At 71.5% G+C, this 14631-nt stretch carries 15 protein-coding genes; 7 read left to right on the top strand and 8 right to left on the bottom strand.

The window, feature by feature from the left end:
- The first annotated feature begins 204 nt into the window (after window positions 1-204).
- Genes tsaB through KBX34_RS31655 form a run of 4 tightly spaced genes read left to right on the top strand, consistent with a single transcriptional unit; the run spans window position 205 to window position 2669 of the window.
- The gene (tsaB, locus tag KBX34_RS31670; protein ID WP_088950183.1) at window positions 205-882 is read left to right on the top strand and encodes a tRNA (adenosine(37)-N6)-threonylcarbamoyltransferase complex dimerization subunit type 1 TsaB; all 678 of its coding nucleotides are present in this window, start codon (window positions 205-207) and stop codon (window positions 880-882) included.
- Entirely contained in the window at window positions 879-1361 is a 483-nt protein-coding gene (rimI, locus tag KBX34_RS31665) for a ribosomal protein S18-alanine N-acetyltransferase (RefSeq protein ID WP_210795291.1), read from the top strand. Before tsaB ends, rimI begins: the two co-directional genes overlap by 4 nt.
- Window positions 1354-2400 (top strand): tRNA (adenosine(37)-N6)-threonylcarbamoyltransferase complex transferase subunit TsaD, encoded by a 1047-nt coding sequence (gene tsaD, locus KBX34_RS31660; protein ID WP_088950181.1) that lies wholly within the window; start codon window positions 1354-1356, stop codon window positions 2398-2400. Before rimI ends, tsaD begins: the two co-directional genes overlap by 8 nt.
- Before the next feature lie 14 nt (window positions 2401-2414).
- Window positions 2415-2669 (top strand): hypothetical protein, encoded by a 255-nt coding sequence (locus tag KBX34_RS31655; RefSeq protein WP_053660576.1) that lies wholly within the window; start codon window positions 2415-2417, stop codon window positions 2667-2669.
- Between the two features lie 31 nt (window positions 2670-2700).
- Here KBX34_RS31655 and KBX34_RS31650 read toward each other — a convergent pair whose 3' ends face one another.
- From KBX34_RS31650 to KBX34_RS31615, 8 genes are all read right to left on the bottom strand, one after another.
- Entirely contained in the window at window positions 2701-3444 is a 744-nt protein-coding gene (locus KBX34_RS31650) for a DUF4142 domain-containing protein (protein WP_088950179.1), read from the bottom strand.
- A 125-nt stretch (window positions 3445-3569) separates the two neighbouring features.
- Window positions 3570-3866 carry a DUF1707 domain-containing protein gene (locus tag KBX34_RS31645; protein ID WP_210795289.1) on the bottom strand — a complete coding sequence of 99 codons (297 nt, stop codon included), beginning with the start codon at window positions 3864-3866 and terminating at the stop codon, window positions 3570-3572.
- A gap of 19 nt (window positions 3867-3885) precedes the next feature.
- A complete protein-coding gene (locus KBX34_RS31640) occupies window positions 3886-5067 on the bottom strand; it encodes an ROK family protein (protein ID WP_088950177.1) in 1182 nt (393 codons plus the stop codon).
- 22 nt (window positions 5068-5089) lie between these two features.
- Complete coding sequence (locus KBX34_RS31635) at window positions 5090-6352, bottom strand: sugar ABC transporter permease (protein ID WP_210928711.1); 1263 nt, start codon at window positions 6350-6352, stop codon at window positions 5090-5092.
- Entirely contained in the window at window positions 6349-7167 is an 819-nt protein-coding gene (locus tag KBX34_RS31630; RefSeq protein WP_088950175.1) for an ATP-binding cassette domain-containing protein, read from the bottom strand. Before KBX34_RS31630 ends, KBX34_RS31635 begins: the two co-directional genes overlap by 4 nt.
- A 71-nt stretch (window positions 7168-7238) precedes the next feature.
- The gene (locus tag KBX34_RS31625) at window positions 7239-8327 is read right to left on the bottom strand and encodes a sugar ABC transporter substrate-binding protein (RefSeq protein ID WP_088950174.1); all 1089 of its coding nucleotides are present in this window, start codon (window positions 8325-8327) and stop codon (window positions 7239-7241) included.
- A gap of 179 nt (window positions 8328-8506) precedes the next feature.
- Window positions 8507-8986 (bottom strand): Cys-tRNA(Pro) deacylase, encoded by a 480-nt coding sequence (ybaK, locus tag KBX34_RS31620; protein WP_088950173.1) that lies wholly within the window; start codon window positions 8984-8986, stop codon window positions 8507-8509.
- 10 nt (window positions 8987-8996) lie between these two features.
- Window positions 8997-10193, bottom strand: a complete 1197-nt coding sequence (locus tag KBX34_RS31615; protein ID WP_210928709.1) for a methyltransferase domain-containing protein — start codon at window positions 10191-10193, stop codon at window positions 8997-8999.
- A 259-nt stretch (window positions 10194-10452) separates the two neighbouring features.
- Between KBX34_RS31615 and groES the strand changes: the two genes are divergently transcribed.
- From groES to KBX34_RS31600, 3 genes are all read left to right on the top strand, one after another.
- Entirely contained in the window at window positions 10453-10767 is a 315-nt protein-coding gene (gene groES / locus KBX34_RS31610; protein WP_030330046.1) for a co-chaperone GroES, read from the top strand.
- 70 nt (window positions 10768-10837) lie between these two features.
- Complete coding sequence (gene groL, locus KBX34_RS31605) at window positions 10838-12478, top strand: chaperonin GroEL (RefSeq protein WP_088950171.1); 1641 nt, start codon at window positions 10838-10840, stop codon at window positions 12476-12478.
- A 125-nt stretch (window positions 12479-12603) separates the two neighbouring features.
- Window positions 12604-14367 carry a molybdopterin-dependent oxidoreductase gene (locus tag KBX34_RS31600; RefSeq protein WP_210928708.1) on the top strand — a complete coding sequence of 588 codons (1764 nt, stop codon included), beginning with the start codon at window positions 12604-12606 and terminating at the stop codon, window positions 14365-14367.
- Window positions 14368-14631 lie beyond the last annotated feature (264 nt).

Here is a 14631-nt window from a genome sequence, read left to right as displayed (position 1 = left end):
CTCACAGGCATCCCGCTCAAAAGGAAATGTGGCGGCGTCGCACCCGGCCGCGTCGCTCCCCGGCCGCTTCGCCGCCCGGCGGGGTTGCGGGGTGCGGGTGGGCGGGGCGTCCCGAGGACCGCGGCGGGCCCGGGCGGGCCTGGGGGGTGGTGGCGGGGCGGGGCGTGACCGGGGGCGGTGGCGGGGCGGCTAGGCTGGCTAACCGTGCTCGTACTCGTGGTGGACAGCTCGACCCCTGCGGTGACCGCAGCGCTGGTGGAGGTCTCGGCGGACGGTGTCGTGTCCCGGGCGCACCGGTGCACGGTCGATGCCCGCGCGCACGGCGAACTGCTCGCTCCCCAGGTGGATGCGGTCCTCGCCGACGCCGACGCGCGCCCACGTGACCTGAGCGCCATCGTCGCCGGGCTCGGCCCGGGTCCGTTCACCGGGCTGCGGGTCGGCCTGGTCACCGCCGCGACGATGGGTCAGGTGCTCGGCATCCCCACGTACGGCGTCTGCTCGCTGGACGCCATCGGCTACCCGGCGGCGTCCGGCGAGCCGGTGCTGGCCGCCAGCGATGCCCGGCGCAAGGAGCTCTACTGGGCCGTCTACGACGGTGCTGGCCAGCGGATCGTCGGGCCTGAGGTGTCCACGCCGTCGGTGGCCGCCGCGCGCGCCCGGGAGTTGGGCGCGACGATCGCGGTCGGGGACGGGGCACACCGGTACGCCGAGATCCTGGACCTGCCCGTCCGGGTCGAGCCCAGGTACCCGGACGCCACCGTGCTGGCGCTGCTCGCGGCCGAGCGGATCCGGGCGGGAGCGTCCAGTGAGCGGCTCACCCCGCTCTACCTGCGCCGTCCCGACGCGGTGGCGGCTGTCGGCCGCAAACCGGTCCTGCCATGACAGCGGTACGGCTCGTCCCGTTCCGCTGGTGGCACATCGACGACGTGCTGCCGATCGAGGCGGACCTCTTCGGCGCCGAGCAGTGGTCGCCGGCCATGTTCTGGAACGAGCTGGCAAACGGGCACCACTACCGGGTCGCCGTCGACGGGGATGGCGCGGTGCTCGGTTACGCCGGTCTCGCCGGGGCTCCTCCGGACGAGGTGTGGGTGCAGAACATCGCCGTGCGCCGGGACGCGCAGCGGCGCGGCGTGGGCCGCGTCCTGCTGGAGGAACTGCTCGCCGAGGCGGCCCGGCGGGATGCCCGCAGCACCCTGTTGGAGGTCGCCGTGGACAACGCCGCCGCCCAGCGGCTCTACGCGACGTACGGGTTCGAGCCGATCGGGGTGCGGCGCGGCTACTACCAACCGAGCAACACCGACGCGCTGGTCATGCGGCGCGACGCCGAGCCGACCGGGGACGGACCACACGACCATGGCTGACGAACCGCTGATCCTGGGTATCGAGACCTCCTGCGACGAGACCGGCGTCGGCATCGTGCGGGGGCACACCCTGCTGGCCGACGCACTCGCCTCCAGTGTCGAGGAGCACGCCCGATTCGGGGGTGTGGTGCCCGAGGTGGCCAGCCGGGCACACCTGGAGGCCATCGTGCCCACCATGGACCGGGCCCTGACCGAGGCCGGCGTCACCCTGGCCGACATCGACGCGATCGCGGTCACCTCCGGGCCTGGTCTGGCCGGTGCGCTGCTGGTCGGTGTCGCCGCCGCCAAGGGGTACGCGCTCGCCGCCGAGAAGCCCGTGTACGGCGTGAACCATCTTGCCGCCCACGTCGCGGTGGACACCCTTGAGCACGGCCCACTGCCCGAACCCGCCATCGCGCTGCTGGTGTCCGGCGGTCACTCGTCCCTGCTGCTCGTCGACGACCTGGCCCGGGGCGTCACCCCGCTGGGCGCCACCATCGACGACGCCGCTGGTGAGGCGTTCGACAAGGTCGCCCGGCTGCTCGGGTTGCCGTTCCCGGGCGGCCCGCCGATCGACCGGGAGGCCCGGGCCGGCGACGCCGCCGCGATCGCCTTCCCACGCGGCCTGACCGCCGCCAAGGATCTCGCCGCCCACCGGTACGACTTCTCGTTCTCCGGCCTGAAGACGGCGGTGGCAAGGTGGGTCGAGGCGCGTCAGCGTGCCGGTGAGCCGGTGCCGGTGGCCGACGTGTCCGCGTCCTTCCAGGAGGCGGTCTGTGACGTCCTGACCAGCAAGGCGCTCGCCGCCTGCCGCGCTCAGGGCATCGACACCCTGGTGATCGGCGGGGGAGTGGCGGCGAACTCGCGGCTGCGGGCGATGGCCGAGCAGCGGGCCGAGAAGTACGGCATCCGGGTCCGGGTGCCCCGTCCGAAGCTCTGCACCGACAACGGTGCGATGGTGGCCGCGCTCGGTTCGCACCTGGTCGCCGCTGGGGTCGCGCCGAGCCGACTGGACCTGCCTGCCGATTCGGCACTGCCGTTGACCACGGTCAGCGTGTGACGGGGGCGGCGGACATGATCGTGCGGATGTGGGAGGCGCGCGCCGAGGCGTACGGCGTCGCCGACCTGATCACCTGGGTGTGCGACACCGCCCTGCCCGAGTTGGAGCACGACCCGCTGCACGTCTCCAGCGAGGTCTTCTCCTCCACCGACCATCGCGTGGTGGTCATCTCCAAGTGGCGCAGCAACCCGCGACCGCTGCCCGATCCGCCGGCCCTGCTGGTGGCCCGCGCTCCGCACTCCTGGGATTTCACCCAGGTCGACCGCTGACGCGAGCCACCAACGAGGCCATCGCCGACAATCAGCTGCGGCGCAGCATCCGGTAGGTGGCGATTCCACCGGTGCCCAGCGCGGCGAGGAAGACCAGCCAGACGACTGTGCTGCTGACCCCGACCTGCGGGCCGGCGTTGGCCGCCGCGGCGGCCAACAGGCCGTCGTCACCGGGGGCGGGCAGCGCCGCCGGGGGCAGCTCCGGCCAGCGGACCAGGCCCGTGCTCTCCAGCATCTGCATGTGGTGCATGACAAAGCCGTTGGAGTCGTCGCAGAGCTTGCGGACGGTGGCGTCCCGGGTGCTGGCGCGGACCGCGCCGATCACCGGGAAGATCTTGCCGTGGGCGACCCGGAGCCGGGTGACGAAGATCTGGTCGAAGCGGGCGCCGGAGGCCTTCTGCATCTCCGCCAGCCAGCCCTTCTGCTCGGCGGTCGGCTCGCTGGGGATCGTCGCGCCCAACTTGTTGGCTGCCTCGACCACGAGCTCGTCGAGCTTCTGGTGCTCGCTGGCGATGCCGGCGCCGATCTCCCGCACCTTGGCCGACTGCCCCTTCTCGGCGGCCATCTGACCGGCTGGCATCTCCCACAGCCCGGCCAGCCGTACCCCGTTGAGCAGTGTCATGTCGGCGGCGTTGAGCTGCTGCCCGCCGCCGGCGGGCGCGGCCATGGCCACGCCGGGCAGGACACCGATCCCTGCGACGATCGCGATGAGCAGCATCGCCGCTCGGTGGGTCCGGTTGCCCAGCCGGCGATGGGCGGATCTGAGCGGTGCCATGTCTGTGGTGCCTCCTCGGTCCGGACCGAAACGCGTCTGGACCGGACAGCCACACGCTCCCGGCTGCCCGTCCGCCCACTGATACGGACTGATCGCGCGATCAGTTCACCGTTTGGCGACGTGGATCAGCGGGTGATGGCGAGGAAGCCGCCGAGCAGCAGCAGGGTGAGCGCCGCGGCGGCGAAGAGCATCAGCAGCTCGCGGTGCCCGTGCCCGGCGGTGTCGCGGTCGCCGGGCGGGTCGGACAGTGCCGGCAGATCGCGGGTCAGCGCGGCCAGGTCACCGAGGGTGCGTGCCGTCCACACTGCACCCGCCCGATCGGAAAATTCGTCGAGGGTCAGCCGGCCCGCTGCGGTGTGCCGGTGCAGCTCGGCGACCACCCGGTTGCGGTCGTCGTCGGAGGCGCGCAGCTCGACATCCACGCCGGACAGCGTACGCGGATCAGCCCACGTCGAGGGGGTCCGCGAGGAGTCGTTCGAAGGCCAACTCGGCGGCCCCGATCAGGGGGGCGTCCGCGCCCAGCTTGGGCGTGCGCAGCCGGACGTGCTCCAGGCAGGCTCCGAGCGCGTTGGAGTTGAGCCGGCTGCGGATCTGGGCCGCCGCCGCGAGGTAGAGGTCGCGCATGGTGCCGCCGAAGATGACCATTTCGGGGTTGAAGATGTTCACCAGGTTGGCGACGCCGAAGCCGAGCCAGTCGCCGGCCTGGCGGACCGCCGTCTGGGCCCGGGCGTCGCCCCGGTCGGCGGCGTCGAAGACCGCCAGCAGGGCGTCGCGACCCCGGGCGTCGGAACGTCCGGCAGCGCGGAGCAGACCGTGCTCGCCGATCTCGGTCTCCCAGCAACCCCGGGAGCCGCACTCACAGGGCCGGCCGTCGCGGACCACCTTCATGTGGCCGACCTCGCCGCCGTACCCACCGTGCCCGGTCAGCCGACGTCCACCGGCGATGATGCCGGCACCCACGCCGACGTCTCCGTACAGGTAGAGGACGTTGTCGCAACCGGCCGCAACACCCCGCGCGTGCTCGGCGAACGCGGCGACGTCGGCCACGTTGCCCACCGTGACCGGTACGTCGATGCCCAACTCGTCGGCGAGGGCCGAGCCGATCGGCTCGTCCACCCAGCCGGTGGTGGGGCCGAGCCGGACCAGGCCGTCGTCCCGGCGGACCATGCCGCAGACCGCGACGCCGGCGCCGACGCAGATCGCGTCGGCCGGCACCAGCTGCTGCATCTCCTTGACCGCGCCGGCCAGCAGCGGCGCGGCCTCCGCGGCCAGCAGCCCGCGTGGTCTGTCCAGGTCGCGGCGGTCCAGGACCGCCCCGCCCAACCCGATCCGGGCCGCGCGCAGTCGGTCCACCTCCACCGAGTACGCGTACGCGTAGACCCGGGCCGACTCGGGCCGGACGACCAGTGACGGTCGCCCGGCCCGGCCGGTCTCCTTCGGCGCGCCTTCGCTGACCAGCCCCACCGCGGACAGGTCGGCGGTGAGCGCGCCGATGGTGCTGCGGTTGAGGCCGAGCGTGGTGGTCAGTTCCGCGCGTGTGGTCGCCCCGTGGACGTGCACATGCCTCAGCAGAGCCCCGAGGTTCTGCCGTCGGACGTCGTCCTGGCTCGGTCCTGGGCGCATCGTGGTGCTACCTCCCGCGCGGTCAGCGGGTGCCGGTGGCTGCCGCGCGGCGGCGGGAGAGCGCGTCGACGCTGGCGGCGAGCAGCAGCACGACACCGGTGACCACGTACTTGACTCCTGCGGTGTACCCCATCAGGCCCATTCCGTTTTCGATGACCGCGACCACCGCGCCGCCGAGGACGGCGTCGAGGACGCGGCCCTTGCCACCGAAGAGGCTGGTGCCGCCGATCACCGCCGCGCCGACCGCGTAGAGCAGTACGTTACTGCCCCCGGTGTTCGGGTCGACCGAGTTGGCCCGGCTGGCCGCCACGATGCCACCGATGGCGGCCATGGATGAGCAGATCACGAAGACGGAGATCCGGATCCGGTCCACTCCGATGCCGGCCCGGCGGGCCGCTTCCCGGTTGCCGCCCACGGCGTAGATGTGCCGGCCGTAGCTGGTGCGCTGCAGCACGAAGGTCCAGATGACCAGCAGCACCGCGATGATCGGCACCACGATCGGCACACCCTTGAGCGAGACGATGAGGACGTTGCGGCTGCGCTCCAGGTTGAGCACGTACACAGCGGTGCCGAGGATGACGGCGAGCCCGGCGATCCGCAGCGCCACCACCGCGATCGGGTCGGTGATCAGACCACGTGCCGCCCGGTTGCGGTGGCGCAGCAGTTGCACCGCCGCGTAGCCGACGACCGCGAGGGCGGTCAGCGCCCAGCCCAACGTGGGGCCGAGGTTGCGGTTGGCGATGGCGACCAGCACGTCGTCGCGGACGGAGATGTTGGTGCCATCCTTGACGAGCAGCAGCACGACGCCCTGGAAGGCGAGGAAGCCGGCGAGGGTGACCACGAAGGACGGAATACCGATCTTCGCGACGAGCATGCCGAGCGTGGTGCCGATGACCACACCGGTGGCGACCGCGGCGAGCACCGCGACCCACCAGGGGTAGCCGAGCACGGTGACCACATTGGCCAGCACCGCCGCGCAGACGCCGCTGGCGAAGCCGGCGGAGAGGTCGATCTCGCCGAGCAGCAGCACGAAGACCAGGCCCATCGCGATCAGCGTGACCGCCGCGCCCTGGGTGAAGAGGTTGGCGAAGTTGCCGGCCGACAGGAACGACGACGGCCGCATGATCGCGAAGACGGTGCAGAGCACGATCAGGCCGAGCACGGCCGGCAACGCGCCGACGTCGCCACCGCGTACCCGACTCAGGTAGTTGCGGACGTGGCCCCCGACGGTCGGCGTCGGTGTGACGGCCGCCGGGCCGTCCTTCCGCACGGCGGTGGTGGTCATCGGACGCCTCCTGAGATCGAGTCGGCCGCCTGCGGGCCGTCGCCGTTGCTGCCCGGGTCGGTGGCGAGGCCGAGCCCGCCCGAGCGCCCGGCGGTGATCAGCTCGACCACCTGGGCGTGGGTGATGTCGGTGGTCTTCACCTGGGCGACCATCTGGCCGAGGTACAGCGCGGCGATCCGGTCGGAGACGGCGAAGACATCGTTCATGTTGTGCGAGATGAGCACCACGGCCAGGCCGTTGTCGGCGAGGCGGCGGACCAGTTCGAGCACCTGCGCGGTCTGTGCCACGCCGAGCGCCGCGGTCGGCTCGTCCAGGATGACCAGCTTGCTGTTCCACAGCACCGCCTTGGCGATCGCCACGGTCTGGCGCTGGCCGCCGGAGAGGCTGGACACGTGCTGGCGCAGCGACGTGACGGTGCGGATGGAGAGCCCTGCCAGGGTCTCGGCGGCGAGTTGTTCCATGGTCGGCTCGTCCAGGACGATGCCGCTGCGCCTCTCCCGACCGAGGAACATGTTCTGCACGATGTCCAGGTTGTCGCAGAGCGCGAGGTCCTGGTAGACGACCTCGATGCCGAGCGTGGCGGCGTCGCGGGGGCTGCCGATGTGCACCGGTTCACCGTTGAACAGGAACTCTCCGGCGTCGGTGGGGTGGATGCCGCTGATGCACTTCACCAGGGTCGACTTGCCGGCGCCGTTGTCGCCGACCAGTGCGGTCACCTCGCCTGGGTGGACGGTCAGGGCGACGTCGCGGAGCACCTGGACGGGACCGAAGCTCTTGTCGATCCCGCGGAGTTCCAGCAGGGGGGTCGCGGACACGGGGTCTCCTTCTCAAGGGAGGGTCGGGGCCCGTCCGGCGGTGGTCGTCCCGGCGGGTGATGCGGCGTCGGTCAGCTGATGCCGGCTTCGGCGCAGAACTTGGCGTACGCCGCGGTGCAGACCTGCTCCTTGGTCGCGTAGCCGTCGGCGATGACGTCCTTGACGTTGTCCTTGTAGATGGCCTTCGGGGTGAGCAGCACCGAGGGGACGTCGCGGTCACCGTCCTTCACCGACTGGCCGGTGTCCTTCTTCTCGCCCTTGGCCAGCGCGATGGCCAGGTCCGCGGCGGCCTTGGCCTCTTCCCGGACTGCCTTGTAGACGGTCATGCACTGGTCACCGGCGAGGATGTTCTGCAGGCCCTCCACGCTGGCGTCCTGCCCGGTCACCGGCACCTTGCCGTTGATCTTGTTCTTCTTCAGGATCGAGATGGCGGCGTTGCCGAGAGTGTCGTTGGCGGCCAGCACGCCGTCGATCTTGCCCTTGGTCGCGGTGAGCTGCTGCTCGAAGATGGTCGCGGCGGTGGGGCCGTCCCAGCCCGGCACGGCGTCGTCCGGGCCCTTGGTGTATTCCTTGGAGTCGAACTTCGGCTTGAGTACCGAGTCGTATCCGGCCTTGAACAGGGTGGCGTTGTTGTCGGTGGGGGAGCCGTTCAGGTATGCCACGACCGGGTTCTTGGCGTTCTTCTCGGTCAGGCACTTCGCCAGACCCTCGCCCTGGAGCTTGCCGACGGACTCGTTGTCGAAGCTGACGTAGTACTGGGCGGAGCCGCCGAGGGTGAGCCGGTCGTAGTCGATGGTGGCGACGCCCTGCGACTTGGCCTTGTCGAGCACGGCCTTGCCGGTGCCGGAGTCCAGGTTGACGATCATCAGGGCGGTGACGCCGCTGGTGATCATCTGGTCGGCGATGGTCTGGAAGGCGGCCTTGTCGTTCTGGGCGTTCTGAATGTCGGACTGGACGCCGGCGGCCTTGAACGCCTCCTCCAGGAAGCGGCGGTCCGCCGTCTCCCAGCGGGGGGAGGACTTGCTGTCCGGAAGGATCACGCCGATCTTGGGGGTCTTTTTGGAGTCGGTCGAGCCGGTGCCGGAGTCGTCGCTGCAAGCGGTCAAGCCGCCGGTCGCGAGCAGGCCCACGGCGGCGATGGTGAGGATCCCCTTACGCATGTGCAGGGTCCTTTCGGAGGTGGGGGAGGTGTTGTTTTGTTGTGTCCGGCAACGTATTTCGCGTCACACCGGCTCCACAAGACCGCGCAGGTGCCTAGTTTGTTGGGAGCGATAACAATTCAGCAACGCGACTGTTACTCCCTGGGTATCCCACGGGGGAGTCGACGTAACGAAGGCCGTCAGTGGGTCTGCAACGGCGCGGTGCGGGCGTCGGTCAGCGCCACCAGATCCGCCGCGGCCAGTTCGAGTTGCAGACCGCGCCGACCAGCCGAGACGTAGATCGTCGGAAATGCCAGCGCGGAGTCGTCCAGCACTGTGGGCAGCCGCTTGCGCTGCCCGAGTGGGCTGATCCCACCGCGTACGTAGCCGGTTGCCCGCTCGGCGACCGCCCGGTCGGCCAGCGCCGCCCGCTTGCCACCGACGGCCGCCGCGAGCGCCTTCAGATCCAACTCGCCGGTGACCGGAACGACCGCCACGGTCAGTGCGCCGTCGACCTCGGTCACCAGCGACTTGAACACGCGCTCCGGTGGCACGCCGAGCGCCACCGCCACCAACGCGCCGTAGTTCGGGGCGTCCGGTGCCACCCGGTACGGATGGGTGCGGTGCGCCACCCCACGCTTGACCACCAGTGCCGTCGCCGGAGTGCCCTGTCCTGCCACACCGGCGACGCTAGTCGACCGGTCTACCGATCAGCACTGTCGGTGCGCCGGCGACCCGGGTGAGCACCAGGCTCGCCGCCTCGTCGCCGGCCAGCCGCAGGTCCCGCCGAAGCTGCTCCGGGGTGAGCGCGGAACCCCGCTTGAGGATCTCCACCCGGCCCACCCGACGATCCCGCAGCAGCGCCCGCAGGCGCTTGAGCGAGAACGGCAGCACGTCGGTGATCTCCAGGCAGCGTGCGTACGGGGTGCGGATCGGCTGGTCGGCGTAGAGGTAGGCGATGCTCGGATCGCCCAGGGTGGCGTCCAGTTCGGTGGCCAGTTCGGCCACGAGGTGCGCGCGCACCACCGCCGGGTCCGGGTCGTACAGGTAGCGACGCGGCGGCCCGACCGGTGCCTCGTCGGCACCCGAGCCGCTGAGCTGGTGGCGGTGCGCCTCGACGCCCCGCTGGCGGTAGAGGGTCGCGCGGCGGGGCACCTCCGCCAGGTCACCACACCAGAGCGCGGCCTCGACCAGGTCGCCATCGACGCCGACCCACTCGGCCTCCGCGCCGGCCGGAATGAGCGCGTGGTCCAGGCCCGGCGCCACCTTCACCACGGTGCGCGGCACCCGCTCGGCAAGCCCGGTCACGAAGTCCCACGGTGGCGAGTAGGCGCGCGGGTCGAAGATCCGTCGCCCGGTGCCGGTGGTGCGGCGGGCCGGGTCGCAGAAGACCCCGTCGACCCGGGAGACGTCGAACGCTGTGGCATCCCCGCACTCGACAGTGAACAGGTCGGCCAGCCCGGCCGCGTCGGCGTTGGCGGCGGCCATCGCGGCGGTCACCGGGTCGGCCTCCACCCCGTACACCCGGATGCCGGCGCGGGCGGCGGCCAGCGCGTCGGCGCCGAGGCCGCATCCGAGGTCGGCCAGGGTGCGCACGCCGGCCGCGTGGAGCCGGGCGGCCCGCCGGTCGGCGACCACCCGGCGGGTGGCCTGCTCCAGCCCCGGGCGGGTGAGGAACATCCCAGCGGCTGCCGGGCCGAACTTGCCGACCGCCCGGTGGCGCAGCTCAGCCTGGGTGAGCGCGGCCGCGGCCAGCGTCGGCGGCACCCCGGCCGCGCGCAGGGCCGACGCCGCAGCCAGTGGATCACCGCCGGCCAGCCCGGCCGCCGCCGTGAGCGCGGCCGACCCCTCAGGGGTACGCAGCGCCGCCAGCTGATCGAGATCCACCCGGTCATTGTCCGGGTAGACCCGGAAATCCGGGCTGGCGGGGCGCGACTCGCTGGCACTCTCCTTGACGGAGTGCTAGCCACGGAATAACCTGCGATTAGCACTCTCACCCTGAGGGTGCCAGCTTCCGGGTCTCACGACCCGGGGGCGCACGCCAGGCGGACCGGCACCCGCGACGACGGCCCCGCCCGGTGGCATGAGGCAGATTGACGCTGGTCGGCCCCGCCGGCCAGCAACGAAACCAGTACCCCAGGAGGGTATGCCCGTGACTACCGCGACCAAGGTTGCGATCAAGCCGCTCGAGGACCGCATCGTGGTCCAGGCGAACGAGGCTGAGACCACCACGGCGTCGGGCATCGTGATCCCCGACACCGCCAAGGAGAAGCCGCAGGAGGGCACTGTCCTCGCTGTCGGCCCGGGCCGCGTCGACGACAACGGCAACCGGGTTCCGGTTGACGTGCAGGTCGGCGACACCGTCCTCTACTCGAAGTACGGCGGCACCGAGGTCAAGTACGCCGGCGAGGAGTACCTGGTGCTCTCCGCCCGCGACGTCCTCGCGGTCATCGAGAAGTAAGCAACCGATCAGTGCCACTGCCCCGGTCCGGCTCGCCGGGCCGGGGCAATGGCGCTTCGAAGGGACATAAATGGCGAAGATCCTGAGCTTCTCGGACGACGCCCGGCACCTGCTGGAGCACGGTGTCAACGCCCTCGCGGACGTGGTCAAGGTCACCCTCGGCCCGCGCGGGCGCAACGTCGTCCTGGACAAGAAATTCGGTGCGCCGACGATCACCAACGATGGTGTGACCATCGCCAAGGAGATCGAGCTCACCAACCCGTACGAGAACCTTGGCGCGCAGCTGGTCAAGGAGGTGGCGACCAAGACCAACGACGTCGCCGGCGACGGGACCACCACCGCGACAGTGCTGGCCCAGGCGATGGTTCGTGAGGGTCTGCGCAACGTGACCGCCGGGACCAACCCGGCCGGCCTCAAGCGGGGCATCGACGCGGCGGCCGCCAAGGTCTCCGAGGCGCTGCTCGGCCGTGCCGCCGAGGTCACCAGCAAGGAGTCGATCGCGAACGTGGCGACGATCTCCGCGCAGGACGCCACGATCGGCGACCTGATCGCCGAGGCGATGGAGCGGGTCGGCCGCGACGGTGTCATCACCGTCGAGGAAGGCTCCATGCTCACCACCGAACTGGACGTGACCGAGGGTCTCCAGTTCGACAAGGGCTTCATCTCGCCGAACTTCGTCACCGACCTGGAGAGCCAGGAGTCCGTCCTTGAGGACGCGTACATCCTGGTCACCACCCAGAAGATCTCGGCGATCGAAGAGCTGCTGCCGCTGCTGGAGAAGATCCTGCAGAACAGCAAGCCCCTGCTGATCATCGCCGAGGACGTGGACGGCCAGGCGCTCTCCACCCTGGTGGTCAACTCGCTGCGCAAGACCCTCAAGGTCTGCGCGGTCAAGGCCCCGGGCTTCGGTGACCGGCGCAAGGCGATGCTCCAGGACATCGCGATCTCCACGGGCGCCGAGCTGGTCGCCCCGGAGCTGGGCTACAAGATCGACCAGGTCGGCCTGGAGGTGCTCGGCACCGCTCGGCGCGTCGTGGTCGACAAGGAGAACACCACGATCGTCGACGGCGGTGGCCAGAAGGCCGACGTCGCCGACCGGGTCTCCCAGATCCGCAAGGAGATCGAGGCCTCCGACTCCGACTGGGACCGGGAGAAGCTGGCCGAGCGGCTGGCGAAGCTCTCCGGTGGCATCGCCGTCATCAAGGCTGGCGCGGCCACCGAGGTCGAGATGAAGGAGCGCAAGCACCGCATCGAGGACGCCATCGCGGCGACCAAGGCTGCGGTCGAGGAGGGCACTGTGCCCGGTGGCGGCGCCGCCCTGGTGCAGATCCGTTCGGTGCTCGACGACGACCTGGGCTTCACCGGCGACGAGAAGATCGGTGTCTCGGTCGTGCGCAAGTCGCTCGTCGAGCCGCTGCGCTGGATCGCCCAGAACGCCGGTCACGACGGCTACGTCGTGACGCAGAAGGTCGCCGACCTGGAGTGGGGCAACGGCCTCGACGCCGCCAAGGGCGAGTACGTCGACCTGGTCAAGGCCGGCATCATCGACCCGGTGAAGGTGACCCGCAACGCGGTCACCAACGCCGCCTCGATCGCCGGTCTGCTGCTCACCACGGAGAGCCTCGTGGTCGAGAAGCCGGAGCAGGCGGAGCAGTCCGCCGGCGGCGGCCACGGCCACGGTCACGGCCACCAGCACGGCCCGGGCTTCTGACCCGGTAGCGACACCCGTTCCGGGGCACACCGTCGCACGACGGTGTGCCCCGGAACGTCTTATGGGTCTGTTACCGACGCTGTCGTTGTTGGCGAGTGGACCGGATGATCGCGCACACTGGGCCGATGAGCACCACGTCGCGGCGCTACGCCGCGCTGGCCGGGATCACCGCCGCCGCCGTCGCGATCGGAATCGCCGAACCGGTGGCGGTCCTGACCGGCCCCCGGTCGGCACCGCTGGTCGCGGTCGGCGGGGTGGTGGTCGACGCCGTCCCCGAGTCGCTGAAGCAACTCGCCATCGACCTCTTCGGCACCGCCGACAAGATCGCGCTGCTGGTCGGTACGGGCCTGTTGCTGGGAGGGTTCGCGGCGCTGTTCGGTGTGCTGGCGGTCCGACGGCTGGCATTCGGCCTGGCCGGCATCGCCGCGTTCGGCGTCATCGGTGTGGCCGCCGCGCTGACCCGTTCCGGTGCGGACGCCGCCGACGCGCTGCCGTCGCTGGTCGGCGCCGGCCTCGGCGGCCTGGTGCTATGGCTGTTCATCGACGGCCCGTTCGAGCTGGACCCCTGGCCATGGTCACCGCCCACGCCGATCGCGCCGCCCGCTGGGTCGGTGCCGCCTGCTGGGCCGGTACCGCCTGTCGGTCCGGTGCCGCCTGCGGGCCCGGCGCGAGGGTCGCGGGCCGAGCCGCCCTCGCCGACGCCCGAGGGCCTGCCGGTGCCGGTGACTCCCGCCGCGCCGGTGTCGCCCGCTGGCCCGGTGACGCCCGCTGCGCCGGTGGCTCCGGGCGGGCAACCCGCGGCCGGGGCTGCGGAAGTCGACCCCGAGTCGCGGCGGCGGTTCCTCACCAGCAGCGGGGTTCTGCTCGGAACCGCCGTGGCGGCAGGTCTCGGTGGGCGCTGGCTGGCCGGTCGACGCGGGGTGTCCGCCGCTCGGGACGCGATCCGGCTGCCCGCGCCGGTCGCCCCCGCAGCGGCCGTACCCGCAGGCGCGGACCTCTCGCTGGCGCAACTCGCGCCGTACGTCACCTCGAACCTCGGGTTCTACCGGATCGACACCGCGCTGGTGGTACCCCAGGTGGACCCGGACAGCTGGCGGCTGCGGATCCACGGGCGGGTCGGCACCGAGCGCACCTACACCTACGCCGACCTGCTGGCCCGGCCGCTGGTCGAGCGGTACGTCACGTTGGCCTGCGTCTCCAACGAGGTGGGCGGTGACCTGATCGGTAACGCCCGCTGGCTCGGCGTACCCCTGCGGGAACTGCTCGACGAGGTCGAGCCGGATGCGGACGCCGACCAGGTCGTCGGCCGGTCGGTCGACGGCTGGACCTGCGGCACCCCCACCGCCGCGCTGCGCGACGGGCGGGACGCGCTGCTGGCGGTCGGCATGAACGGCGAGCCTCTGCCCGTCGAGCACGGCTTCCCGGTCCGGATGGTGGTGCCCGGCCTCTACGGGTACGTGTCGGCGTGCAAGTGGGTGACCGAGCTGGAGCTGACCCGGTTCGCGGACTTCGACGCGTACTGGGTGCCGCGCGGCTGGTCCGTCGAAGGGCCTATCAAGACCCAGTCGAGGATCGACACGCCCCGGGGGCGTAACCGGCTGACCACGGGGCCGGTGACCATCGCCGGCGTGGCGTGGGCGCAGCACCGGGGCATCCGCCAGGTCGAGGTACGCGTCGACGACGGCGAGTGGCAGCAGGCCGAGCTGGCCCCAGCCGTGTCGGTGGACACCTGGGTGCAGTGGTCGTGGCGCTGGGACGCCACGCCAGGCGAGCACCGGCTGCAGGTCCGGGCAACGGACGCCACCGGCGAAACCCAGACCGAGCGTAAGCAGGATGTCGTCCCGGACGGCGCCACCGGCTGGCACACGGTCACCGTCACCGTCCGCTGATCCGGCAGTGCCGGGCGGTCCGCCTGGTCGGAAGCCGTCGGAGCGCTGCCGGGCCGGGCCGGGCCCGGCCGGCGGGCGGTGTGTCGCGCCGGCCGAGTGAGCCCGACCGTGTAGATCTTGGACAGTTTCCGTTAGCGGGGCGGGCTCAACTGGTGGTTGCAACACCTAGGAGCTGGGTCATCTTCTCACCTGGGGTGGCCCAGCCCAGGGTCATGCGGGGGCGGTCGTTGAGTTCGTCGGCGACGTGGTCGAGGCCGGCCTGGT

This window comes from Micromonospora sp. M61, assembly GCF_018070245.1.
Taxonomy (GTDB): Bacteria; Actinomycetota; Actinomycetes; order Mycobacteriales; family Micromonosporaceae; genus Micromonospora; species Micromonospora zamorensis.
Note: the sequence above shows the minus strand (reverse complement) of the source record. Positions and strands in the feature narration are given on the sequence as shown.

Coding starts and splice junctions, on each gene's coding strand:
- KBX34_RS31650 (WP_088950179.1), bottom strand. CDS start 3,444: ATGGCACCGCTCAGATCCGCCCATCGCCGGCTGGGCAACCGGACCCAC.
- KBX34_RS31640 (WP_088950177.1), bottom strand. CDS start 5,067: ATGCGCCCAGGACCGAGCCAGGACGACGTCCGACGGCAGAACCTCGGG.
- KBX34_RS31655 (WP_053660576.1), top strand. CDS start 2,415: ATGATCGTGCGGATGTGGGAGGCGCGCGCCGAGGCGTACGGCGTCGCC.
- KBX34_RS31600 (WP_210928708.1), top strand. CDS start 12,604: ATGAGCACCACGTCGCGGCGCTACGCCGCGCTGGCCGGGATCACCGCC.
- KBX34_RS31635 (WP_210928711.1), bottom strand. CDS start 6,352: ATGACCACCACCGCCGTGCGGAAGGACGGCCCGGCGGCCGTCACACCG.
- tsaD (WP_088950181.1), top strand. CDS start 1,354: ATGGCTGACGAACCGCTGATCCTGGGTATCGAGACCTCCTGCGACGAG.
- groES (WP_030330046.1), top strand. CDS start 10,453: ATGCCCGTGACTACCGCGACCAAGGTTGCGATCAAGCCGCTCGAGGAC.
- rimI (WP_210795291.1), top strand. CDS start 879: ATGACAGCGGTACGGCTCGTCCCGTTCCGCTGGTGGCACATCGACGAC.
- KBX34_RS31625 (WP_088950174.1), bottom strand. CDS start 8,327: ATGCGTAAGGGGATCCTCACCATCGCCGCCGTGGGCCTGCTCGCGACC.
- groL (WP_088950171.1), top strand. CDS start 10,838: ATGGCGAAGATCCTGAGCTTCTCGGACGACGCCCGGCACCTGCTGGAG.